Origin of the sequence: Cellulophaga baltica, from assembly GCF_018861125.1 — a bacterium.
GTDB classification, from domain to species: domain Bacteria; phylum Bacteroidota; class Bacteroidia; order Flavobacteriales; family Flavobacteriaceae; genus Cellulophaga; species Cellulophaga baltica_A.
Map to the genome: position 1 here is coordinate 126,148 of NZ_JAHKQN010000018.1, position 24,328 is coordinate 150,475.

Below are 24,328 nucleotides of genomic sequence, written 5' to 3' on the forward strand. Positions count from 1 at the left end.
ACTTTCGAGTGGCTTTTTTACTTCTATAACTTAAATTTATCTAAATCAACTCAGCTCTGCTCTAAAATTCGTTATTTTTGATAAAAAAATTACACTAGTGCAAAAGCTTTTATATTTTTTACTTTTTGTTATTATTACAAATACAGGATTCTGCCAAGAACAACCTCCTGAAAACAAACAAATTAACATCATTTACGGTGGTACTTTTTCAAAAGATGAAGCCAAAGCCCCTGGTGCATCAATTTTTAGTAAAGATGAACGCCAAGTACAATTTGAACACCAAGGTGCTGATGTTTGGTGTGACTATGCTATATTTTATCAAAAAGAAAATAGACTTAAAGCCATAGGTAATATTAGGTTACAACAAGGTGACTCTATTCAAATGACTAGTGATAAGGTTGATTATTATGGTGATACAAAGTTAGCAAAAGCATGGGGCAATGTTATTTTAGAACAAACACCAGGCATGCGCCTTGAGACTGACACCTTACGTTTTGATCGTGAAAAACAAGAAGCTTATTATCAAGATTTTGGTACTGTAATAGATTCTGCAAATACACTTACTAGTCAAATAGGAAGGTATTATACCGAAAGTAAAAAATACCAGTTTTTAGATAGCGTGCATATTGATAATGAACAGTATACTGTAGATTCTAAACAACTAGACTACTACACATCATCAAAAAATGCATATATGTATGGTCCTTCAACTATTACAGGTGAAACCTATAAAATATATTGCGAACGTGGTTTTTATGATACTAAAATAGAAAGTGGTTACGGTATTAAAAATACTAGAATTGATTATAATGACCGGATTATAGAAGGTGACAGCGTCTACTTCAACAAATTTAAAAAATTTGCATCAGCAACAAATAATATTGTTATCACTGATACTGTAAACAAAGGAATAATTAGAGCGCATTACGCTGAAGTTTTCAAAGAAAAAGATTCTGTTTTTGCAACTAAAAGAGCTGTTGCCATTAATTTAGTTGAAAACGACTCATTGTATATGCATGGTGATACTTTAATGATTACAGGAAAGCCAGAACATAGAATTCTTAGAGCGTTTAGAAATGCAAAGTTTTACAAAACAGATATGAGTGGTAAAAGTGACTCTATTCATATTGATGAAGTAACTGGAATAACAAAACTTATTGGTAAAAAAATTGACTCCACATTAAAAGAAGCCGAATGGTCAAAATTCCATCCTGTAATATGGAATGTAGAAAATCAAATGACTGGTGATAGTATTCATTTAATATCAGATACTGTTACCGAAAAATTAGACAGTTTAAAAGTATTAAATAATGCTTTTATTGTATCATTAGATACAATAAGCAAAACAGGATACAACCAAGCAAAAGGCAAAAATTTATACGGTAAATTTATTGAAAATGAATTGAGAGAAATAGATTTAATTAAAAACACTGAAGTTATTTACTGGTCGTACAATGACGATGCTGAACTTATTGGAATAGATAAAACTATCTGTAGTAAAATAAATATAAAAATGGCCAATAATGATATTGAAGAATTAACATTCTTTACCCAACCTGATGGTGATTTATTTCCTGAAGCGGATATACCACCCGCCAGCAGGATATTAAAAGGAATGCTCTGGCGTGGTGATGAGCGAATAAAAACTAAAGACGATATTTTTGACGAAGATGACAATAATATTGTTCTTCCCGTTATTCAAGGAATAGAGAACCCTATAGATATTGACGCTGAAGAAGAAAAAAGGAGTCAAAATAGTTCTGATCCTGTGAATAATATTCCACCACCAAAAACGACAACAAAAGAAAAATCTAAAGAGCAAGAATAAGTCTACATGAAAAAAGACTTTTACAAATACCAAACACAAACATCACCACATCCTTTAGCATTAGAGATTTCACATGCAAAAGGCTGTTATATTTATGACACGGATGGTAATGCACATTTAGATTTTGTTGCTGGAGTATCAGCTTGTAGTTTGGGGCATTGCCACCCAAAAGTAACAAAAGCTATTAAAGATCAAGTAGATTCTTATGCGCATGTTATGGTCTATGGCGAATACATTCAGAAACCCGCTGTAGATTACACCAAATTATTAGCATCATTATTGCCTGCAGAATTACAAACAACATATTTAGTAAATTCTGGCACTGAGGCTATTGAAGGCGCATTAAAATTAGCCCGCCGAGCAACCGGTAGAACTGAAATAATCGCTGCTCATAAAGCGTACCACGGAAATACTATGGGAAGCTTAAGTGTAATGGGTTTTGAAGAACGAAAAGGTGCATTTAGACCTTTAATTCCCGATGTGCGTTTTATCCATTTTAATAAGGAACTTGATTTAAAGCAAATAACTACAAAAACTGCTGCAGTTATCTTAGAAACCATACAAGGTGGCGCAGGGTTTATTGAACCTACAAAGAACTATTTAAAAAAAGTACGAGACAAATGTACCCAAGTTGGCACATTACTTATTTTAGATGAAATACAACCAGGTTTTGGAAGAACAGGAAAACTTTTTGCTTTTGAACATTACAATTGCACGCCCGACATTTTAGTAATTGGCAAAGGAATGGCTGGCGGTATGCCAGTCGGTGCTTTTGTTGCTTCGAATAATTTGATGCTACAATTACAAGATGCTCCAAAACTCGGTCATATTACTACTTTTGGTGGTAATCCTGTTATAGCAGCAGCAAGCTTAGCTACCCTAAAAGAAATAACTACTTCAAACTTAATACCTGAAACATTAGAAAAAGAAGCCCTATTTAAAAAATATTTACAACATAAATTCATTAAAGAAATTAGAGGAAAAGGCTTAATGCTTGCCCTTATAATGAAAAATTCAGACATAGCTAACCACCTCATTTTAAACGCAGCAAAAGAAAAGTTAATTCTATTCTGGTTACTATTTGAAGCAAAAGCAGTACGCATTTCACCACCCTTAACCATCTCAAACAACGAAATTATTGCTGGTTGCGAACAAATAATTAGTATATTAGATACATACGAGAGTTAGACTGTTAACTAATTTGTTAATAATATAGATTAAGTAACAACACAACTATCGTAAGTAAATACTATTTTTAAAATACACAAAATAGATAAGGCCTATGGCGTTTAATGCAGAAGAAAGACCAAGCCAACCAATTACCAAGTTTGAATCTATGTTAAAGACTGACGATGTCTATTTCTTTGACGCAGAAGATTTTGAAGATATTATTCATCACTATCTAAACAACGGGAAAATTTCTTTAGCTAAAAAAGCTATTAAGATTGGTTTGCAACAACATCCTGGTTCAACCGAGCTTAAATTGTTACAAATAGAAGTTTTTGTATTTGAAAATAATTTAGACGATGCTGAAAAAATGCTGGATCAGTTACAGCAATTAGATGCTCACAATGAAGAAATTTACATTCAAAGAGCAAACATCTATTCAAAAAAAGACGATCACACTACGGCTATCAACCTATTAGAAAAGGCTTTAGACCTAACTGATGATGGTCTTGACATTCATTCTCTCTTGGGTATGGAGTATCTTTTTATGGATGACTTTGAAATGGCAAAGAAAAATTTCATGAAATGCGTAGAGTTTGATAATGAAGACTACTCTTCACTATACAACGTTATCTACTGTTTTGAATTTTTAGAAGACTTTGATGGAGCAATAGTTTATTTAAATGATTATTTAGAAAATAGACCTTATTGTGAAGTAGCTTGGCATCAATTAGGAAAACAATACATTGCAAAAAACATGCATAAAGAAGCTTTAAGTGCTTTTGATTTTGCTATTATTTCTGATGATACTTTTATTGGGGCTTATTTTGAGAAAGGCAAAGTGCTTGAAAAGTTAGGCATGTACAATGAAGCCATAGAAAATTACGAAACTACAATTGCTATTGAAGACCCAACTTCACATGCTTACCTAAGAATAGGAAAATGTCATGAAAAGTTAGGAAATATGGATATGGCTAAGTATTATTTTTACCATACCGTTCATGAAGATCCGCTTTTAGATAAAGGCTGGCTAGCGATAACAAATTTTTATTATAAGATTGAAGATTTTGAAAAAGCAGCTTACTATATTAATAAAGCAATCAATATTGACGGTGAAAATGCATTGTACTGGAAAAAAAGCGGTAAAATAAATACTGCTTTAAAAAATTATGATGAAGCTGATTTTGCTTTTAAACAAGCTGTTGACTTAGGAAATTACGAACTAGAAACTTGGATTCTTTGGGCTGATGTAGTTCAAAAAAACAAAGAAGTTGAAGCTGCTATTCAAATATTAAAACAAGGGCGTGAATTTCACCCAGAAGAAACAGCAATACTTTTAAAATTATCCGGAGCTTACAGTTTATTATCAGAGATACCAAAAGCAACAAAATACATTACAAAAGCTAAATTTTTAAACGCAGATAGCCTTAAAAATTTTCAAGCTAAGTACCCTGGCTTTTCTAATACTGATTGGATGGAAAACATTATAGAACTTTATAAAAAAGCTTCCAAATAAAAAAACTATTTTTGTTTTTTTAGATTATGGAAAACAGAAACGTATTACAGTATTTTTTTATTACACTAAAAGGTATGGCTATGGGTGCCGCTGATGTTGTACCAGGTGTATCTGGCGGAACAATAGCTTTTATATCTGGTATTTACGAAGAGTTAATAGATTCTATTAACAAAGTAGATATATCTTTATTTAAAACTTTAAAAGAAAAAGGATTTAAATCTTTTTGGGAACAAGTAAATGGTAATTTTTTACTTGCGCTATTTTTAGGTATCGGAATTAGTGTCGTCTCGTTAGCAAAAGGTATTAGTTGGTTACTAATAAACCAACCCGTTCTTTTATGGTCTTTCTTTTTTGGTCTTGTGGTAGCCAGCATATTGTTTGTAGGTAAATCTATTGAAAAATGGAATGCATCAACAATAGTAATGCTAATCATTGGTACAGGAGTTGCGTATTATATTACAACCTTACCTCCTTCTGAAAATACAGATAGTCTACCATTTTTGTTTTTATCAGGTGCTTTAGCCATTTGCGCTATGATTTTACCAGGTATTTCAGGAGCATTTATACTTGTTCTTTTGGGCTCTTACAAAGTAATTTTAGAGGCTGTACATGAACGAGATTTAAAAATAATAGCTACCGTTGGTCTTGGAGCAATTTTTGGCCTGTTAAGTTTTGCACGAATTTTAAAATGGATGTTTAAACATTATAAAGATTTAACTTTAGCGGTACTTACTGGTTTTATTTTAGGTTCTTTAAATAAAATTTGGCCTTGGAAAAAAGTATTAGAGACAAAAGTGTTTGGTGATAAAATAATTACTGTAGCTGAAGAAAGTGTTTCTCCCTTTAATTTTGAAGGTGACAACAAATTAGTTTTTGCTATTGTATTAGCAATTATAGGTTTTTCTCTAATTTTATTATTAGAAAAATTAGCATCAAAAAAGTAACTCCACTTTTATGTATGAACCACGTACATTATCTGACAAATTTTGGCTAGTTATTAAAGGCTTATTCATGGGAGCTGCAAATAAAGTTCCTGGAGTGTCTGGTGGTATTGTAGCATTTGTTGGTGGTTTTTACGAAGAGTTTATTTATTCACTTCAAAAAATAAATATTAAAGCATTTAAGCTTTTGTTTAACGGAAGGTTTAAAAGTTTTTATAAATATACCAATAGTCAATTTTTAGTACTTTTAATTTTTGGGATGCTAGTAAGTTACTTTAGCGTTTCTAAAATTCTAGATTACTTTTTAGAACAAAAAGAACTCTATGTCTGGTCATCATTCTTCGGAATGATTTTAGGTTCCATTTACTATATCGCAAAAGATTTTAAACACTGGAATAAAAAAACAATTCCGACTGGTATAATTGGCTTACTCATAGGTATTGCCATTAGTTACTTAAATCCTGCCACACAAAATGATAATTTAATTTTCATTTTTTTCTGTGGTATGATTAGTGTATCAGGTATGACTTTACCAGGTTTATCTGGTTCTTTTATTTTAATGTTATTGGGTAATTATGTACTACTTTTAGTAGATTCAGTAAATGCTTTATATGACACTTTTTCCGAAATAATAAAAGGTGATTTTAGCTTTACTCAAAACTCAAAAAGACTTGATACTTTAAAAATTCTTGCTGTATTCACAACAGGATCAACAGTTGGTTTGGTTACTTTATCACATCTATTATCTTATTTATTGAAACATTTTAAGCATATTACGACAGCAGTAATAATTGGTTTTATTACGGGTTCACTAGGCGTTGTTTGGCCTTGGAAAAAAACGGTTTTTAAAACAGGATCAGATGGTAATTTAATCCTTGATTCCAACGGAAATAATATTATTGCTAACTATGAAAGATACATACCTAACTTCTCTAATACAGAAACATGGTGGGCGTTTTTCTTTATTATCATTGGCATTACAATACTTTTAGGTTTAGATTGGTATGGAAAAAAAAGAAAACAAAATTAGATTTGGCTTAATAGGAAAAGATATAGATTACTCCTTTTCAAGAGCATATTTCACGCAAAAGTTTAAAGATTTAGGTTTAAACAATCATGAATATGTAAATTTTGATTTTCAAAGTATTGAAGATCTACATGCTGTTTTAAAAGAACAGAAAAATATTCATGGTTTTAATATCACCATTCCATACAAACAGGATGTAATGAAATTTCTCACCAGTATTGACCGTAACGCGGAAGCAATTGGTGCCGTAAATACTATAAAATTCACACAAGATGGCCTTAAGGGCTTTAATACAGACTACTACGGTTTTCAAAAATCTATTGAACCATTTTTAAAAAAACATCATAAAAAAGCTTTAATTTTTGGTACTGGTGGTGCATCTAAAGCAATTGCATTTGTTTTAAATGAATTTGGTATCGATTTTAAATTTGTTTCACGTACTGCTAAAGAAAATCAATTCACTTATAACGATTTGAATGAAGAAATTATAGGAAATCACACTGTATTAATAAACTGTACACCTTTAGGAACTTTTCCTAAAGTAGATGAAAAACCAAATATTCCTTATCAATACATAAACAAAAATCACCTGCTATTTGATTTGATTTACAATCCTGAAAAAACTGCTTTTCTTTTAGAGGGGAAATCTCGTGGTGCTCAAATAAAAAACGGCGACAAAATGTTAGAACTTCAGGCTGAAAAGTCTTGGGAGATTTGGAACAGTTAAAGTCTCATTTACAGCAACAAACAAAGTTTTAACTCAAATTTCCACACGTTAAGTACAAGTTTTCACCATCATTTTTTTGGTATGTACTAGGTTGTTACTATATTACCGATGAAATAGGCAAAAAAAGCCAAATACGTACATAATGTTGGACGAGAAAGATGACAATCTATCTGTAGATAGTAGTGATGAAAAAAATATTGAAATAGCTAACGAAGCTGTAGCTCCTCAGGAAATTTCAGAAACTGAAGATTCTAAAATTGAAGAAACTACTGGTACTACAAACGAAGCCGAAGTTAATTCAGATGATGAGGTTTTAAATGAAATTGACGATTCTAATGCGGAAGATGCTGAAGATGCCGACAATGTTCAAAGGCACGTTATTCCTGTTTTAGATTACCATGCTATGCCTATGGAAAATTTGGTAGGTGAATTACAACGTTTAGTAAAAAACGAAAAAGTACAAGCCATTAAAAACCATGTTGATGGTATTAAATCTGAATTTGATTTAAAATTTCAAGAGTTTTTAGAACATAAAAAAGAAGAATTTATTAGTAATGGAGGTAATGAAATTGATTTTCACTACAATTCAGTTACTAAAAGAGATTTCAATGAAGTTTATAATGAGTACCGAGAAAAAAGAAATCAGTACTACAAAAACTTAGAAAAAAACTTAAACGATAATCTTGCGCAACGCCTTCAAATTATTGATGAATTAAAAGGCCTTGTAAATGTTGAAGAAGATATAAATACAACATATAAAAACTTTAAAGACTTACAAGATAAATGGCGTAATGCTGGTCCTATTCCTAGAAACAACTATAATGATGTTTGGCGTACGTACCATCATCATATTGAAATTTTCTACGATTTTCTTCATTTAAATAGAGAGTTAAGAGATTTAGATTTCAAACGAAATTTAGAAGAAAAAGAAAAAATAGTTGAACGTGCTGAAGCTCTAGAACAAGTTGAAGATTTGAATGTTGCTTTTCAAGAGTTACAAACACTTCATAAAATTTGGAAAGAAGATATAGGTCCAGTTGGCAAAGATCATAGAGAAGCTATTTGGGAACGTTTTAGTAATGCAACTAAAGCATTACATAACAAACGTCAAGGTTATTATGCAGCGCTTGAAAAAACATACGAAGCTAACCTTGTTAAAAAACATGAAATAATTGAAAAAATAAATGCTATTGCTATAAAAGTTGCTACAAACCATAAAGGCTTACAGCAACAGATTAAAGAAATTGAAACATTACGTGAAGCCTTTTTTAAAGCTGGCAAAGTACCACAAAAAGTAAATGAAAAAACTTGGGCTTCATTTAAAGAAAGTGTTCGTGAATTCAATAGAAAAAAGAACGGGTTTTACAAAGATCAAAAGAAAGAACAACAAGAAAATCTTGATAAAAAGAGAGCATTACTTGCTTTAGCCGAATCACTTAAAGATAGTGAAGATTTAGCCATGGCTACTCCTGAAATGAAACGCATTCAAAATGAATGGAAAAAAATAGGTCATGTACCTAGAAAATTTTCTGATAAGATTTGGAAGCAATTTAAAGATGCTTGCAATCACTATTTCAATAGGTTACATGCCAGCAAAAATGAAGCTCAAAAAGATGAACTTGAAAATTTAGAAAAGAAAAACGAATGTCTTGCTCGTTTACAAGCTTTTGAATTAACAGGCACTAGAGCTACTGACCTTGAAGCTATTAAAGGCTTTATAGCTGAATGGAAAACTTACGGAAGAGTTCCCTTTAACAAAAAGAATATAAACGTAAAATTCAATAAAATTTTAGATGCCTTATTTAAAAAATTAGATGTTGACCGCCAAGAAGGTGAGTTAATGAAATATGGCAATAAAATTGAGCAAATTTCTCAAGGTGAAGATACTGAGTATGCTTTACAAAAAGAACGTACTTTTATAAGACGTAAAATTGATGAGAGTAAGAGTGAAGTGCGTCAGCTAGAAAATAACTTACAGTTTTTCTCAAATGCATCAGAAGATAGTCCCGTTGTAAAAGATGTTATTAAAAAAATCAATACTCATAAAGAAGCTTTAGAAACTTGGAAAGCTAAACTTAAGAAGCTAAACATTTTAAAAAATAATTTAACTAAAGAATCTGAGGAAGAAGAGACAGAAGAAACTTCTGAAGAGTAGTATTAAATAATTTAATTAAAAGCCATCAATTTTCAAATATTTGAAGATTGATGGCTTTTTTAGTTGGTATTAAAATTCAAATTTTAACATGTTATACAATTAATTATCATTAACTTATAAGAGATTCAACTCAATATAAAACCAAATGATATATAAATTATTAAAGTTCTCGAACAAATCCTTGGTGATAATAATGATGCTATTATTAATCACTGGGGTAACAACAACAGTAGATGCACAAGAAATACAAAACGAGTATCAAGTCTACAAAGGAAAAATTATAGAAGCAAAAACTAAAAAAAGTCTAGTTTTTGCAACACTCTCAATTGATGGTACAAATATTAGTACCGTAACAAATACAGAAGGTGAATTTTCCTTAAAAGTTCCACACTCAATGGATAGCGGTAGTGTCACCGTAAGTTTTTTAGGCTACAAAACTAAAAACATTCTATTAACAACGTTACAAGAAGACAAGAACAAAATTGTTTTAAAACCATCAGTTTTAGCATTAACTGAAGTTGATATTGTAGCCCCAAAAAATGCAAAGAAATTAGTAATTGAAACTTTTGAAAAAAAAGGAAAAAACTATTTTCAAGATCATACACTTATGACTGCTTTTTACAGAGAGACTATAAAAAAAAGGAAAAAGAACATTTCATTATCAGAGGCAGTAGTAAACATTCATAAAACACCTTATTCATCTACACAAAAAGATGCCGTTAAACTTTATAAAGCTCGTAAAAGCACTGATTATTCTAAATTAGATACCTTAACTTTAAAATTACAAGGCGGGCCTTTTAACACTTTATTTATTGATATGATGAAGTATCCGGAGTATATTTTTACTAAAAACACTCTAGAATTATATGATTATACATTTGAACGTTCAATAAGAATTAAAGATCGATTAATTTACGTAATCAATTTTAAAAAACAAGCTCACATAGAAGATCAAATGTACAAAGGGCAACTTTTTATTGATGCCAATAATAAAATATTGACAAGTGCTATTTATAACCTTGAAATAACTAATAAGTATTTAGCTTCTAAAATGTTTGTAAGGCACAAACCTGCCAACGCAGATGTTTACCCTACTAATGTTGCATATCGAATAGATTACCGTGAAAAAGATGATAAATGGTATTATGGGTATAGTAATGTTCAACTAGCCTTTAAAATAAATTGGGATGATCGTTTATTTAATTCACTTTATACTATGAATTGTGAAATGGCAGTAACAGATTGGAAAAAAAATAAGAAAACCAAACTTAAAAATAATGAAAAATTAAGTCATAACATTATTTTGAGTGATGAAGCTATTGGATTTTCTGACCCTGATTTTTGGGGCAAATACAATATTATAGAACCTGAGAAATCTATTGAATCTGCAATTAAAAAAATTCAACGACAATTAAAAAAAGATAAAATTGGCGGTACAGTTGCAATGACATATCCAAACCCATAAATTATTATAAACCAAATTAAAAGGTCGCAAATTGCGACCTTTTTTGTTTTGTAACATTTTTATTGAAAATTAAGAATAACTCATTTAAATCTAATCTTTTAAAAGAATTTTGGACATATTCAAAAAATGAAAAAAAAGATTCATAAAAATGTAATTTTGAATTTGACTATCGCTCATTAAATTCTATTTTTACAATAATATCAACAAGATAACATACAGTGGTCGTATTTTTTTAAGTAAATAGAATAATTAGAACATTATTAAATGAGAGACACTATAAGCTATAGTCTACTCAGTTTACATAATTAAATTTTAAAGTTTTAGGTGTATTATAGGGAAATTGGAACAGTCCCACTCTCACCCTTATTATTAACAGTACTAATAATTAATTCAGCCAGTAATAAAATGAAAATAACCTTTAACAAACAAACTTCGAATGCAACTACCAAATTTACATTATATTTCTCAAGGAGAAACTCCTCAAGAACATATAAACAATATTAAAAATGCATGTTCTGCTGGCGCAACTTTAGTACAATTAAGATTAAAAAACATAAGTCCTAAAAAAGTTTTAAAATTTGCTATTGAAGCAAAAAAAATCACCGATCACTACCAAACTAGGCTAATAATCAACGATCACTATAGAGTTGCAAAAGAAATTAAGGCTGATGGTGTACATTTAGGTAAAACAGACACTTGCCCATTAATTGCAAGAAAACATTTAGAAAGCTGGCAAATAATTGGTGGCACAGCAAATACTATTGAAGATTGTGAACTAATGCTTGATAAAAAAGTTGATTATATTGGTTTAGGTCCTTTTCATTTTACAAAAACAAAAGAAAGTTTGAGCCCAATTTTAGGTTTAGACGGTTACAAAAAAATTATAGAAACTTTAGATACTACTATACCAATAATTGCAATTGGTGGCATTACTGTTGATGATGCTTCACAACTATTAAAAACAGGCATATACGGCCTTGCATCTGCAAGTACAATAACCAAAAACTTTAATACTATAGGTCAATTTAAAAAAGTATTACAAAATAATACCGCTGAAGAAAAAGTTTGGAGTCCAAATCAAATTGTAAAATAATTAATTTTAAAATTTATGTAATTTTCACCTTTCTAGTTTTTACATTTTAATGGCTATTAACAAAACAGTATAGAAAGAAAAAATGTCTATTTTTGCATTCTAGCATTATTCAATTTTGTCAAAAAACCCACATAAAATTAGCATTGATGATTTTGATCATAAAAGCTATCAAAACACCCTTTCTGAATTAGAAGACAAGGCAGTTATCACTCATTATTTACACAATAAAGATAATGGAATAGCAACGCATTACAAAAAAGATGCATTGCAGGTTGCAAAAGGTTTTTGCAAACAAAAAACAGTAGATAGCACCAAAACCACAGTGACAGATATATTGGACGTTTTAGAAAAAGAAATAGAAAACATTCCATTTCCAACTCCTAAAAACACTCATTTCAAGTTTATAGATTTATTTGCTGGTATAGGTGGCTTTCGATTAGCACTACAAAATATTGGCGGTAAATGTGTGTATACAAGTGAATGGGATAATTATGCTAAAAAAACATATCAAAAAAATTTTGGAGAAGTTCCTTTTGGCGACATAACAAAAGAGAATACTAAAAATTACATTCCTGAAAAATTTGATGTTCTATGTGCTGGTTTTCCTTGTCAAGCATTTTCAATTGCGGGGCATAGAAAAGGGTTTTCTGATACGCGAGGAACATTGTTTTTTGATGTAGAAGATATTATAACCAAACATAGGCCAAAAGCTGTATTTCTTGAAAATGTAAAAAATCTAGTAACTCATGATAACGGGAAAACTTTTAAAGTTATACTTGAAATTTTAGAAAAAAAACTAGGTTATAAAATTTATCATACAGTATTAAACTCCTTAACTCATGCAAACATTCCTCAAAACAGAGAGCGTATATTCATAGTTGCTTTTGACCCAAAACAAGTAAAAAATTATTCAAAATTTACATTCCCAGAAAAAATACCACTAACTAAAACTATTCATGATATTATAGGTAGTGAAAAACAAGATGATAAATATTACTACAAAAAAGATCATCAATATTACCCTGAATTAGTAAAAACAATGACTTCAAAAGATACTGTTTATCAATGGAGACGTGTTTATGTACGTGAAAATAAAAATAATGTATGCCCTACACTGACCGCAAATATGGGAACTGGCGGCCATAATGTACCATTAATTAAAGATAATTTTGGTATTAGAAAGCTTACACCGAGAGAATGTTTTTGTTTTCAAGGCTACCCGAAAAATTATATTCTACCTAATCTAGCTAACGGTAGGTTATATAAACAAGCGGGTAACTCTGTTACAACAACTTTAATTGAAAAAATAGCAGAACAAATAACAGCTGTTCTTTAATAGCGAAAAACTTAGGTTTCACTTGCTTAAAAAGGGTTCAAAAACTATAAAGATTACCTAAATAGAATTTAAGTAATCTCAAATTCTCTATATTTATAGAATAGAATACATTAAAATTTAAATAGTAGATATTATATATGAATTCATCTGAACTAAAACAATTAATAGAAGGTATACCAAAGGCAGAATTACACTTACATATAGAGGGTAGTTTTGAACCTGAACTTATGTTTGAAATAGCTAAAAGAAATAACATTGCTATGGATTATGATTCTATAGAATCATTAAAAAAAGCATATAAATTTAATAATCTTCAGGAGTTTTTAGATATATATTATATAGGAGCGCAGGTATTAATTCACGAACAAGATTTCTTTGATTTAACTTGGGCCTACTTAACTAAAGTTCACAGTCAGAATGTAAAACATGTTGAAGTATTTTTTGATCCTCAAACGCATACAGACAGAGGTATTGCTTTTGAGGTTGTTATTTCTGGAATTTACAAAGCATTAGAAAAAGCAAAAGATGAGCTAGGCATTACTTACAAACTAATCATGTCATACTTACGCCATTTAAGCGAAGAAGAAGCTTTTAAAACATTAGAATCTTCAATTCCTTTTAAAGATTGGATTCACGGTGTTGGTTTAGACTCTTCTGAAATGGGTAACCCGCCTAGTAAATTTGAAAAAGTATTTAAAGCTAGTGCAGCACAAGGTTACAAACTAGTTGCACATGCTGGTGAAGAAGGTCCATCAGAATATATATGGGAAGCACTTGATTTGCTAAACATTGTTCGTATTGATCATGGTAACCGTTGTTTAGATGATGAAAAATTAGTTAAAAGACTCGTAAAAGAACAAATTCCGCTAACACTATGTCCGCTTAGCAATTTAGAACTTCAAGTGATTACCAAAATGGAAGATCATCCTGCTGCTAAAATGCTAGACAAAGGTATTTTGGCAACTATACATTCTGACGATCCAGCTTATTTTGGTGGTTATATGAATGAAAATTTTTACAAAACGGCCAAAGGCTTAAACTTAAGCGTTAACCAAATTAAACAATTAGCTATAAATGCTTTTGTTGGTAGTTGGTTAAGTAATACTGAAAAAGATAAACACATAGCTAATATTCAAAGCTATTTTAGTTCATTTGAAAACTAATTATCAAATACTTAAAAATGGACCACACCATGTGTCAAAAAATTATTTCAGTTTGTAATAAAAAAATTGAGCAAAAAGGAGAGCAAGTAGGTCTCTCTTTTTATGCTTTTTTTGCTAATAAAAATGACAACCCTGAATTATTGATGGAAGTAGCTTCATGGTGGATAAAAACGCATCAACTCAATCATTTTGAAAAAGCTGTTAAGGTTAAGAAAATGATTGAAATAGAATACAATTTATAGCGGATTATTTAATGAGTACACACAACCAAATAGCCATTGAAATAGATCTATCAACACTCGATGCTATACCAAAAATAATTTATGTTTCTTGGAAAACTAAAGATATTTTAGACAACCAATCTCCTATAATTTTAAATGGTGTCTCTAATTTAAAAAAATTGAATCCTAATTATATTTTAGAAATCAGTGATGATAATGATATTGAAGTTTATCTAAAAGAAAATTTAAAAAGCTGGGATTATATTAAAATTAAAAACAAAAAAATTGTAGAAAAAGTAGATTTATGGCGTTTACTCAAAATATATAATGAAGGTGGTATTTATGTAGATATTGACCGCTATTGTAACATTAGCTTTAACGATATTATTAAAGAGGGTACAAAATGTATTTTACCAACTTATGCTAATGTTGATTTTTCTCAAGATATTATGATCAGTGCTAAAGGCAATCCTATTTTTAAAAAAGTAATTGAACGCAACTTAAAAAAAAGGCTATTACTTAACCCTAGAGGTGTATTTCATTTAGGACCTCCTTTGTATATGCGCGCAGTAACTAAAGCTGTTTTCGGAAAAAGCTATAAAAGAAAACCAGGTAGTGAAATCATGGAAAAATTTAGAGCATTGTTAACTGATGCCAAACATTTTCAAACCTATAAAGAAATGTTACCAAACGATTCTCTTATCTACAAACATGATAACACTACATTTAAAAAAGGAAATGGTTTAGGTAAAGATGATTTTTATAAATCTCAAAATATAAAAACTTGGAGTTCTGGTTATGATACCAATACGCTTATTTTCTTAGCAATACTCATTACAATTATTACTATCTTTTTAATAATCAAATTCGCATTTTAGATTAAACATTCGAAAATTTTAAATAATAAAGTTTTGTATTTTTAAACCTCTCACTTCAATTAAAAAATAATGGCAATCCTAATTCGTGAAGCAGAAAAAAAAGATATTCAGAAGATTTTAGAAATCATCAATTACGAAATTTTAAATGCTACCGTTGTTTACGATTATGATACTCGAACATACGAGACGCAACTAAAATGGTTTGATAAGAAAAAACAAGACGGGTTTCCTGTATTTGTTGCTACTAACAATGAAAATGTAATTGGTTACGGAACTTATGGAACCTTTAGAGCTTTTCAAGGTTTTAAATATAGTATTGAACATTCAATATATGTTCATAAAGATGGTCGCGGTAAAGGAATTGGAAAATTACTTTTAGCTCATCTTATTAAAACAGCAAAAAAACAAAATTATCATGTTATGATTGCTGGCGTTGATGCTTCAAATAAAGCAAGCGTACAATTTCATGAAAAATTTGGTTTCACAACAGTAGGTGTTTTTAAAGAAGTAGGTTTTAAGTTTGATAAATGGCTAGACTTACATTTTCTTCAATTAACATTAAAAGAAGTTTAAATTATGAATAAGAGCAACCATAAAGTAAAATCTCGTAGAAACTTTTTTAATAACCTTTTAGGCGTTTCAGTTGCTACATTAGTACCCGTTACTGCGATGGCAACTACAAAAAACACCAGTACAAATAATCCTATAATTAAACCAAAAAGATTAAAAAAGGGAGCTACCGTTGGTTTAATTGCACCTGGTTACGCTGTGAAAAATGAAGTTTTAGAACACGCTAAAGCTACATTAAAAAAAATGGGGTTTGTTCCTTTTCATACAGATAGAATTAAATGGAATCATGGTTATTTTAGCAATACTGACCAAGAAAGAGCTGATGATTTAAATGAGATGTTTGCAAACCCAAATATTGATGCTATTCTATGTGCTCGTGGTGGTTATGGTTGTACTAGAATAATGCAACTTATAGATTATGATTCAATAAAAAACAATCCAAAAATTTTAATTGGTTTTAGTGACATTACGGCTTTATTAAACGGGATTTATCAAGAAACTGGCTTAGTTACTTTCCATGGACCTGTTGGCAGTACTTTAGATGATGAATATTCGATACAACAACTTAAAAATATTTTAGTAAATCCTAAAAATAAAACTCTGATTCAAAATGTAGTGTTAAAGGCTGACAGAAAAGAATTAAGTAACCCTGAGTTTGAACGCTATACAATTACACCAGGTACTGCTACAGGAAAAATTGTTGGAGGTAGCCTTACGCTTATAAATGCATTAATTGGTACAGCACATGAAATAGATTTTACCAATAAAATTGTATGTATTGAAGATGTTGAAGAACCACCATACCGGATTGATCGTATGCTTACCCAACTTATCGAAGGCAAAACATTTAAGAATGCTAGCGCCATTGTAATAGGTGTATGTAGTGGTTGCGATAAAAAACCTAAACCAGGAAGCTTTACTTTAAAAGAAGTTATTTTAAATAGAATTCAACATTTAAATTTACCTTCTGCATACGGAATGAGTTTTGGTCACGTAACCAACAATTTCACTTTTCCTATAGGTATTGAAGCAACTTTTAATGCTGACACCATGACGATAGAGTTGTTAGAAAATGCTGTTTCTTAATTTTTAAAAATACGTTTTATCCCAATCTTTCCAGACTACTTCTAAACCTTGATTTTTTAACATCTGTACAATTTCTTCCGTACTACGTTCATCAGAAATTTCAAATTGTTCTAATGATTGCGGATCAACCGTATAACCTCCTGGGTTCGTTTTAGATTCTGCACTTATAGATGTGGCGCCTAGGTTTACTATATTATCTCTAAAAACCTCACTCTCTCTTGTAGACATAGAGAGCTCTACATCTTCATCAAATAAACGAAATGCACAAATTAGTTGCACCAAATCTGCATCTGTCATTTCTACTTTTGGTTCTAATCCTCCAGAATGCGGACGCAAACGAGGGAAAGAAATAGAATACTTTGTTTTCCAATATGTTTTTTGCAAATATTTTAAATGTAAGGCTGTAAAAAAACTATCTGCACGCCAATCTTCTAACCCGAATAATGCACCTAAACCAATTTTATGAATACCTGCTTTTCCTAATCTATCAGGCGTTTCTAAACGATAATTAAAATTAGATTTTTTCCCTTTCGGATGGTGTTTTTTATATTCTTCTCTATGATAAGTTTCTTGATAAACTAATACAGCATACAATCCGCTTTCTATCAATAGTTCATATTCATTTTGATCTAAAGGCTGTATTTCAATTGTAATATTAGAAAATTGAGAACGAATTAATTGAATTGCATTTTTAATATAATCTACCCCTACTGTTTGGTTTGCCTCACCTGTAACTAATAAAATATGATCATAACCTTTAGCTTTTAAAAAAGAAACTTCTTTTAAAATTTCAGTATTTGTTAAAGTTCTTCTAGCAATTTTATTAGTTAGACTAAAACCGCAATACGTACAAATATTCTGACACTCATTACTTAAATACATTGGGGCATACATTTGTATGGTATTTCCAAAACGTTTTTTAGTAAGTGCTTTACTCTTTTGAGCCATTTGTTCTAAAAATGGTTTAGCTTCAGGTGATATTAAAGCTTTAAAGTCTTCTAAATTTCTTTTATCTTTTACCAAAGCCTGCTCAACGTCTGAAGTTGTTTTATTAAAAATGCTACTCAAGGTAGCATCCCAATTATAAGTATCGAATAATGTAGTAAATGTGCTCATCTTTTTTCTTTAATCTAAAAATGAAGTTAATGGGCTACTAGCTTCTGCTTGATTTTTTACTGGTGCTAATTTTGCTTCATATGCAATTCTACCAGCTTCAACCGCCATTTTAAACGCCTTTGCCATCTCAACAGGATTTTGAGATACTGCAATGGCTGTGTTTACCAATACAGCATCAGCACCAATTTCCATTGCATGTGCCGCATGAGAAGGACTCCCAATTCCTGCGTCAATAATTACAGGAACATTAGATTGTTCTATAATAATATCTAAAAAATCTAAGGTTTTCAAACCTTTATTACTACCTATCGGAGCCCCAAGTGGCATTACACATTGCGCACCAACATCCTCTAAACGCTTACACAAAACAGGGTCTGCGTGAATATAAGGCATTACTACAAAACCAAGTTTCACTAATTCTTTAGTTGCTTTTAATGTCTCAATAGGGTCAGGCAATAAATACCTCGGATCAGGATGAATCTCTAATTTAACCCAATTAGTTTCTAAGGCTTCACGAGATAATTCCGTTGCAAAAATGGCTTCTTTTGCAGTTCTTACCCCCGAAGTATTTGGTAATAAATTAATACGCTCATGATTTAAATGTTTTAAAATATCATCATTTTCATTAGTAACATCAACTCTTTTTAAAGCTACAGTAATTAATTCACTTTCAGAAGCTAGTAAAGATTCTCGCATTAACTCAGAAGAACTAAATTTTCCAGTTCCAGTGAATAGACGAGACGTAAACTCTTTACCTGCTATTGTTAAATTTTGTTTCATTTTTTAATTTTATATAATGAGTTTCTAATAATGGCTCGTAAACTATTCAAATGTTTGAATGATTTTCAAACTGGTTTTTTATTTCAATGAAACTCTCTAATGGATTTTCATTATTCCAAACACCACCTAAAACACCAATTCCATTGTAGCCTAATTTTAGAACCTCAGGAATTGTTTTAAAATTCACACCTCCCATTCCTATAATAGTTTTATCAATCCCATTAACATCAAAAATTCTTCCTTTATAACCAACTTTAGATATTGAATTAAAAACTGGACTTAACAGATGATAATCAAATTCGAAATAGCAATCCTCAAGCTCTTCTGGTTCATGAAAAGATGAGCTTATTGTTTTACCATACATCTTCAAGTTTTTAAAGTACCGACCTGGATTATCTATATGATCTTTACGCTTTTGTTCTTGAAAATGTATGCCTTTTAAATTAAAATCATTTATTAATTCATGAAAACAATGCAAAACAATTCTGTTATGGTATATCTCTTCAACCTGATTCAAATAATCACAATGTTGTTGTAAGTTTTTATCTGGTTTTCTAAAATGATAGTATTCTAAACCAGCTTTAAAAAGCTGATTTAGAATACCAATTTCATTTTTCACATCCTTCTCCGGACTAATAACTACAATCATAATTTATAAATAAACTTCAGAACCTTTTTCTATAAATTCTTTTGATTTTTCTTCCATTCCTTTAGAAAACACCTCATCACCTTCTACTTTGTTTTCGGCCGCAAAATCTCTTACTTCCTGAGAAATTTTCATAGAACAAAATTTTGGCCCGCACATAGAACAAAAATGAGCAACTTTTGCTCCATCAGCTGGTAAAGTTTCGTCGTGAAACTCGCGAGCACGTTCTGGGTCTAATCCTAAATTAAATTGATCTTCCCAACGGAATTCAAAACGAGCCATACTTAAAGCATTATCCCTATGTTGTGAACCTGGATGACCTTTTGCTAAATCGGCCGCATGCGCTGCTAACTTATAAGTTACCACTCCTACACGAACATCTTCTTTATTCGGCAAACCTAAATGCTCTTTTGGGGTAACATAACACAACATTGCACAGCCATACCAACCAATCATAGCCGCACCAATACCCGAAGTAATATGATCATAACCCGGAGCAATATCAGTAGTTAAAGGGCCTAATGTATAAAAAGGCGCCTCATCACAAACTTCAATTTGCTTTTCCATATTTTCTTTAATCATATGCATTGGCACATGACCTGGACCCTCAATAAAACATTGTACTTCGTGCTTACGAGCTATTTTCGCTAATTCTCCTAAAGTCTCTAATTCTGAAAATTGAGCTTCATCATTTGCATCAGCAACTGAACCTGGACGCAATCCATCTCCCAACGAAAACGCAACATCGTACGTTTTTAAAATCTCGCAAATTTCTTCAAAGTGAGTATATAAAAAACTTTCTTTATGATGTGCTAAACACCATTTAGCCATAATTGAACCACCACGAGAAACAATACCAGTTACACGTTTTGCGGTCATTGGCACATAACGCAATAAAACACCTGCATGAATAGTAAAATAATCTACCCCTTGCTCCGCTTGTTCTAGTAAAGTGTCTTTAAATATTTCCCATGTTAAATCTTCGGCAACTCCATTTACTTTTTCTAATGCTTGATAAATTGGAACCGTGCCCACAGGAACTGGCGAATTACGGATAATCCACTCACGAGTTTCGTGAATATTTTGTCCTGTAGACAAATCCATAATATTATCTGCTCCCCAACGGCAAGCCCACACTGCTTTTTCTACTTCTTCTTCAATAGATGAAGTTGTTGCTGAATTACCAATATTAGCATTTATCTTAACCAAAAAGTTCCGCCCTAAAATCATAGGTTCAGCTTCAGGATGGTTAATATTAGAAGGAATTACTGCACGACCCCTTGCCACTTCACTACGTACAAATTCTGGAGTAATTTTTTCAGGAATTGAAGCTCCAAAATGCTCTCCTTTATGCTGTTTTCTTATTTGGGTCATTTCATCAATTCGCTGATTTTCACGAATTGCTATGTATTCCATTTCTGGAGTAATAATTCCTTTTTTAGCATAATGTAATTGAGTAACATTTTGACCTTTTTTAGCGCGCTTAGGTTTATGCTTTAAATCAAAACGCATATGATCTAAATTTTTGTCATTTAAACGCTCATTGCAATATTTAGAACTAAAAGCATCTAGCTTTTCAACATCGTCACGATCTAAAATCCATTGTTCTCTTATTCTCTCAATGCCATTATGTACATTAATGTTTTTATTAGGATCTGTATATGGCCCAGAGGTATCATAGACAGTAACAGGTTCGTTTGGTGTTTTCTTTTTTGTTATCGAGTCTGTCGTGCCACTCAAAGAAATTTCACGCATTGCCACTTTAATCTGAGGGTGAATTTTTCCTTGCACATAAACCTTTTTAGATTTCGGAAAAGGTTTGGTTGAAACTTGATTTGTTTTTGGAGCTGTGTCTTTAATTTTCATTTTACAATTTTTATTAATCGGTTATTTAGGAGTTGAATTGATTAAAAATTAACCTCCTTGTGAAGCTTGAATAATTAAAACTGTATCATTATTAGAGATAAGATGTGTGTCCCATACATCTTTTAAAATTACCTCATTATTAATTGCTAGAGCTATGCCCTTTTTGGAAGATTTTACTTTTTCAAGTAATTGGAGCACAGTTGTTTTTTCTTCAATGTGCATTTGTTTTTCGTTTACAACAATAGAAATCATGATACAGTATATTTTAAATATCCTGTAAATTTTAAAAGTTGTAGAAATGTTTCTTTGAAATTATAGTTTTACTTCTAAGACTGAAATATACTATATGTAAAAAATTGCAAACACTTATTGCAAAGTGTTTTTCAACTTTTCCCTTCGACGGTACTAACCGTATCAGGTTCAAAGGGTATTTCTCAGTTCCTTAAAAAGGAACACCCCTAAAGTTTACTTTGTAAAGTTAATAAAAATATTTTTATCTAAGTAGGTTTTAATTTGCTACTTCACTAATAAATTTAATTCGGTATAAACGTAATTCTTCATCTTCATAATCACCATCAAACTCTTCAATGGCAACATCAATTTTATCAGATTCCGCTTCTAAAAAATAATCGTGTAACTCTTCTTGCTGGTCTTCATCTAAAACCTCATCAATCCAATAGCTAATATTTAATTTTGTACCACTATAAACTATTTGTTCCATCTCACGAATTAATTCAGGAATTTCAAGTCCTTTAGCTGAAGCAATATCATCTAAAGGTAGTTTACGATCTACATTCTGTATTACATATAATTTTAATGCAGAGTTTGCACCTGTACTTTTAACTACTAAATCGTCAGGTCTAATAATATCATTGTCTTCAACATATTGCTTGATATAAGCAACAAAAGGCTTACCATATTTTTTAGCTTTCCCCTCACCTACACCATGAATATTAACCAGCTCTTCAACAGAAACCGGATATTTGAGTGCCATATCTTGTAATGATGGGTCTTGAAAAATAACAAAAGGTGGTACACCTAATTTTTGACCTTCTTTTTTACGTAAATCTTTTAAAGTTTTTAGCAGTTTTTCATCGGCAACACCACCGCTAGTTTTTGCTGCACTTACAATAGCATCGTCTGTAGCTTGATTATAAACATGATCTTTAGTCATCATAAAAGAAATAGGATTCTCTAAATACGCAGCTCCTTTATCTGTAACATGTAAAATTCCGTATTGCTCAATTTCTTTTTTAAGGTAACCCGCTACTAAAGCTTGGCGAACTAAAGCCATCCAATGCTCGTTATCTTTATCTTTACCAATACCAAAAAATGGTTTTTCATTGGTTTTATGTGATGATATAATAGCATTTACTTTACCTGTAAGTACTTTTACAATTTCTTTTGATTTAAATTTTTCCATAGTGCCTTTCACCACCTGAATAACTTTTATTAAATCATCTTTAGCTTCTTCTTTGTCTTTCGGATTTTTAGTGTTGTCATCCATTTTAGCTCCTTCACCATTTATCTCATCAAATTCTTCTCCGAAATAATGAAGAATAAATTTTCTACGAGACATAGATGTTTCGGCATAAGCAACCATTTCTTGTAACAATGCATTACCTATTTCTTGCTCTGCTACTGGTTTGCCTGACATGAATTTTTCAAGCTTCTCAATATCTTTGTACGAATAAAAAGCTAAACAATGGCCTTCACCACCATCTCTACCTGCTCTACCCGTTTCTTGGTAGTAACTTTCAATACTTTTAGGAATATCATTATGAATCACAAACCGAACATCAGGCTTGTCAATTCCCATACCAAAGGCAATGGTAGCCACTACAACATCAACATCTTCCATCAAAAACATATCTTGATATTTAGATCGTGTTTTAGTATCAAAACCTGCATGGTAAGGCACTGCACTTACTCCATTTACTTGTAATACTTGTGCTAATTCCTCAACCTTTTTTCTACTCAAACAATAGATAATACCAGATTTACCCGAATTCTGTTTTACAAAACGAATAATATCAGATTCTATATTTTGAGTTTTTGGTCGTACTTCGTAAAATAAATTTGGCCTGTTAAATGATGCTTTAAATAAATCTGCATCACCAATACCTAAGTTTTTAATTATATCTTCTTGAACTTTAGGAGTTGCCGTAGCAGTCAAACCAATTACCGGAATGTTATCGCCTAACCTAGCGATTATAGTTTTTAAATTACGGTATTCTGGCCTAAAATCATGTCCCCATTCTGATATACAATGAGCCTCATCAACCGCAACAAATGAAATTTTTACAGATTGTAAAAATTCAACATACTCATCTTTAGTTAATGACTCTGGTGCAACATATAATAATTTAGTAATACCGCTTGTAATATCACTTTTTACTTGCTTTATTTCCGTTTTAGTTAACGAAGAATTTAAAACATGAGCTATACCTACTTCAGATGAAACACCACGAATGGCATCAACTTGATTTTTCATCAATGCAATTAAAGGAGAAACAACAATTGCTGTACCTTCTTGCATTAAGGCTGGTAATTGGTAGCAAAGAGATTTTCCGCCCCCTGTGGGCATTATCACAAAGCAATTTTTCCCATCAAGAATGCTTTTAACAACACTCTCTTGAAGTCCTTTAAACTTAGAAAAACCAAAATATTTTTTTAGTGAGGAATGCAAATTAATATCACTCAAACTCATAATGTATTAAACTATTAATATGGCTTACAATTAAATT

General features: G+C 31.0%; 21 protein-coding genes and 1 riboswitch. Of the genes, 15 read left to right on the plus strand and 6 right to left on the minus strand.

Going from position 1 to position 24,328, the window contains the following annotated elements:
- Positions 1–97 precede the first annotated feature (97 nt).
- The 15 genes from KO500_RS08795 (at position 98) to KO500_RS08865 (ending at position 17,173) form a co-directional block, all read left to right on the plus strand.
- Complete coding sequence (locus KO500_RS08795) at positions 98–1,828, plus strand: OstA-like protein (RefSeq protein WP_215956163.1); 1,731 nt, start codon at positions 98–100, stop codon at positions 1,826–1,828.
- A 6-nt stretch (positions 1,829–1,834) separates the two neighbouring features.
- Positions 1,835–3,016 (plus strand): aspartate aminotransferase family protein, encoded by a 1,182-nt coding sequence (locus KO500_RS08800; protein WP_215956164.1) that lies wholly within the window; start codon positions 1,835–1,837, stop codon positions 3,014–3,016.
- 94 nt (positions 3,017–3,110) lie between these two features.
- Positions 3,111–4,511 (plus strand): tetratricopeptide repeat protein, encoded by a 1,401-nt coding sequence (locus KO500_RS08805; RefSeq protein ID WP_215956165.1) that lies wholly within the window; start codon positions 3,111–3,113, stop codon positions 4,509–4,511.
- 26 nt (positions 4,512–4,537) lie between these two features.
- Positions 4,538–5,455, plus strand: a complete 918-nt coding sequence (locus tag KO500_RS08810; protein WP_215956166.1) for a DUF368 domain-containing protein — start codon at positions 4,538–4,540, stop codon at positions 5,453–5,455.
- Positions 5,456–5,465: 10 nt separating this feature from the next.
- Positions 5,466–6,482, plus strand: a complete 1,017-nt coding sequence (locus KO500_RS08815; protein WP_215956167.1) for a DUF368 domain-containing protein — start codon at positions 5,466–5,468, stop codon at positions 6,480–6,482.
- A complete protein-coding gene (locus KO500_RS08820; RefSeq protein WP_215956168.1) occupies positions 6,457–7,206 on the plus strand; it encodes a shikimate dehydrogenase family protein in 750 nt (249 codons plus the stop codon). Before KO500_RS08815 ends, KO500_RS08820 begins: the two co-directional genes overlap by 26 nt.
- Positions 7,207–7,348: 142 nt before the next feature.
- Complete coding sequence (locus KO500_RS08825) at positions 7,349–9,361, plus strand: DUF349 domain-containing protein (protein WP_215956169.1); 2,013 nt, start codon at positions 7,349–7,351, stop codon at positions 9,359–9,361.
- 193 nt (positions 9,362–9,554) lie between these two features.
- Entirely contained in the window at positions 9,555–10,826 is a 1,272-nt protein-coding gene (locus KO500_RS08830) for a carboxypeptidase-like regulatory domain-containing protein (RefSeq protein WP_354668437.1), read from the plus strand.
- A 436-nt stretch (positions 10,827–11,262) separates the two neighbouring features.
- Entirely contained in the window at positions 11,263–11,919 is a 657-nt protein-coding gene (gene thiE / locus KO500_RS08835; protein WP_215956171.1) for a thiamine phosphate synthase, read from the plus strand.
- A 115-nt stretch (positions 11,920–12,034) separates the two neighbouring features.
- The gene (locus tag KO500_RS08840) at positions 12,035–13,255 is read left to right on the plus strand and encodes a DNA cytosine methyltransferase (protein ID WP_252732461.1); all 1,221 of its coding nucleotides are present in this window, start codon (positions 12,035–12,037) and stop codon (positions 13,253–13,255) included.
- A gap of 137 nt (positions 13,256–13,392) precedes the next feature.
- On the plus strand, positions 13,393–14,418 hold the full coding sequence (locus KO500_RS08845) for an adenosine deaminase (protein WP_215956172.1): 1,026 nt from the start codon (positions 13,393–13,395) through the stop codon (positions 14,416–14,418).
- Between the two features lie 17 nt (positions 14,419–14,435).
- The gene (locus tag KO500_RS08850) at positions 14,436–14,660 is read left to right on the plus strand and encodes a DUF6500 family protein (RefSeq protein ID WP_215956173.1); all 225 of its coding nucleotides are present in this window, start codon (positions 14,436–14,438) and stop codon (positions 14,658–14,660) included.
- 11 nt (positions 14,661–14,671) lie between these two features.
- The gene (locus KO500_RS08855) at positions 14,672–15,517 is read left to right on the plus strand and encodes a glycosyltransferase family 32 protein (RefSeq protein ID WP_215956174.1); all 846 of its coding nucleotides are present in this window, start codon (positions 14,672–14,674) and stop codon (positions 15,515–15,517) included.
- A gap of 69 nt (positions 15,518–15,586) precedes the next feature.
- A complete protein-coding gene (locus KO500_RS08860; protein ID WP_215956175.1) occupies positions 15,587–16,090 on the plus strand; it encodes a GNAT family N-acetyltransferase in 504 nt (167 codons plus the stop codon).
- Between the two features lie 3 nt (positions 16,091–16,093).
- The gene (locus KO500_RS08865; RefSeq protein ID WP_215956176.1) at positions 16,094–17,173 is read left to right on the plus strand and encodes a S66 peptidase family protein; all 1,080 of its coding nucleotides are present in this window, start codon (positions 16,094–16,096) and stop codon (positions 17,171–17,173) included.
- Between the two features lie 3 nt (positions 17,174–17,176).
- On the opposite strand, the gene thiH is transcribed toward KO500_RS08865, so the two are convergent.
- The 6 genes from thiH to recQ all read right to left on the minus strand — a co-directional run bounded on the left by thiH (position 17,177) and on the right by recQ (position 24,291).
- Complete coding sequence (gene thiH, locus KO500_RS08870) at positions 17,177–18,289, minus strand: 2-iminoacetate synthase ThiH (protein ID WP_215956177.1); 1,113 nt, start codon at positions 18,287–18,289, stop codon at positions 17,177–17,179.
- Between the two features lie 9 nt (positions 18,290–18,298).
- Positions 18,299–19,069 (minus strand): thiazole synthase, encoded by a 771-nt coding sequence (locus tag KO500_RS08875; RefSeq protein WP_215956178.1) that lies wholly within the window; start codon positions 19,067–19,069, stop codon positions 18,299–18,301.
- 46 nt (positions 19,070–19,115) lie between these two features.
- Complete coding sequence (locus tag KO500_RS08880; RefSeq protein WP_215956179.1) at positions 19,116–19,718, minus strand: thiamine phosphate synthase; 603 nt, start codon at positions 19,716–19,718, stop codon at positions 19,116–19,118.
- Positions 19,719–19,721: 3 nt separating this feature from the next.
- Positions 19,722–21,581, minus strand: coding sequence for a phosphomethylpyrimidine synthase ThiC (thiC, locus tag KO500_RS08885; RefSeq protein WP_215956180.1), 1,860 nt, complete (start codon positions 21,579–21,581; stop codon positions 19,722–19,724).
- Positions 21,582–21,629: 48 nt separating this feature from the next.
- The gene (gene thiS / locus KO500_RS08890) at positions 21,630–21,833 is read right to left on the minus strand and encodes a sulfur carrier protein ThiS (protein WP_215956181.1); all 204 of its coding nucleotides are present in this window, start codon (positions 21,831–21,833) and stop codon (positions 21,630–21,632) included.
- 122 nt (positions 21,834–21,955) lie between these two features.
- Positions 21,956–22,051, minus strand: a riboswitch (TPP riboswitch).
- A 38-nt stretch (positions 22,052–22,089) separates the two neighbouring features.
- A complete protein-coding gene (recQ, locus tag KO500_RS08895) occupies positions 22,090–24,291 on the minus strand; it encodes a DNA helicase RecQ (RefSeq protein WP_215956182.1) in 2,202 nt (733 codons plus the stop codon).
- Between the last annotated feature and the right edge of the window lie 37 nt (positions 24,292–24,328).

Excerpts from the sequence above, each read along its gene's own strand:
- KO500_RS08855 (WP_215956174.1), top strand. The coding sequence starts at position 14,672 with ATGAGTACACACAACCAAATAGCCATTGAAATAGATCTATCAACACTC.
- thiS (WP_215956181.1), bottom strand. The coding sequence starts at position 21,833 with ATGATTTCTATTGTTGTAAACGAAAAACAAATGCACATTGAAGAAAAA.
- KO500_RS08850 (WP_215956173.1), top strand. The coding sequence starts at position 14,436 with ATGGACCACACCATGTGTCAAAAAATTATTTCAGTTTGTAATAAAAAA.
- KO500_RS08875 (WP_215956178.1), bottom strand. The coding sequence starts at position 19,069 with ATGAAACAAAATTTAACAATAGCAGGTAAAGAGTTTACGTCTCGTCTA.
- KO500_RS08860 (WP_215956175.1), top strand. The coding sequence starts at position 15,587 with ATGGCAATCCTAATTCGTGAAGCAGAAAAAAAAGATATTCAGAAGATT.
- KO500_RS08800 (WP_215956164.1), top strand. The coding sequence starts at position 1,835 with ATGAAAAAAGACTTTTACAAATACCAAACACAAACATCACCACATCCT.
- KO500_RS08810 (WP_215956166.1), top strand. The coding sequence starts at position 4,538 with ATGGAAAACAGAAACGTATTACAGTATTTTTTTATTACACTAAAAGGT.
- KO500_RS08865 (WP_215956176.1), top strand. The coding sequence starts at position 16,094 with ATGAATAAGAGCAACCATAAAGTAAAATCTCGTAGAAACTTTTTTAAT.
- KO500_RS08830 (WP_354668437.1), top strand. The coding sequence starts at position 9,555 with ATGATGCTATTATTAATCACTGGGGTAACAACAACAGTAGATGCACAA.
- KO500_RS08805 (WP_215956165.1), top strand. The coding sequence starts at position 3,111 with ATGGCGTTTAATGCAGAAGAAAGACCAAGCCAACCAATTACCAAGTTT.
- KO500_RS08825 (WP_215956169.1), top strand. The coding sequence starts at position 7,349 with ATGTTGGACGAGAAAGATGACAATCTATCTGTAGATAGTAGTGATGAA.
- KO500_RS08845 (WP_215956172.1), top strand. The coding sequence starts at position 13,393 with ATGAATTCATCTGAACTAAAACAATTAATAGAAGGTATACCAAAGGCA.
- KO500_RS08880 (WP_215956179.1), bottom strand. The coding sequence starts at position 19,718 with ATGATTGTAGTTATTAGTCCGGAGAAGGATGTGAAAAATGAAATTGGT.
- KO500_RS08815 (WP_215956167.1), top strand. The coding sequence starts at position 5,466 with ATGTATGAACCACGTACATTATCTGACAAATTTTGGCTAGTTATTAAA.
- thiE (WP_215956171.1), top strand. The coding sequence starts at position 11,263 with ATGCAACTACCAAATTTACATTATATTTCTCAAGGAGAAACTCCTCAA.
- thiH (WP_215956177.1), bottom strand. The coding sequence starts at position 18,289 with ATGAGCACATTTACTACATTATTCGATACTTATAATTGGGATGCTACC.
- recQ (WP_215956182.1), bottom strand. The coding sequence starts at position 24,291 with ATGAGTTTGAGTGATATTAATTTGCATTCCTCACTAAAAAAATATTTT.
- KO500_RS08820 (WP_215956168.1), top strand. The coding sequence starts at position 6,457 with ATGGAAAAAAAAGAAAACAAAATTAGATTTGGCTTAATAGGAAAAGAT.
- thiC (WP_215956180.1), bottom strand. The coding sequence starts at position 21,581 with ATGAAAATTAAAGACACAGCTCCAAAAACAAATCAAGTTTCAACCAAA.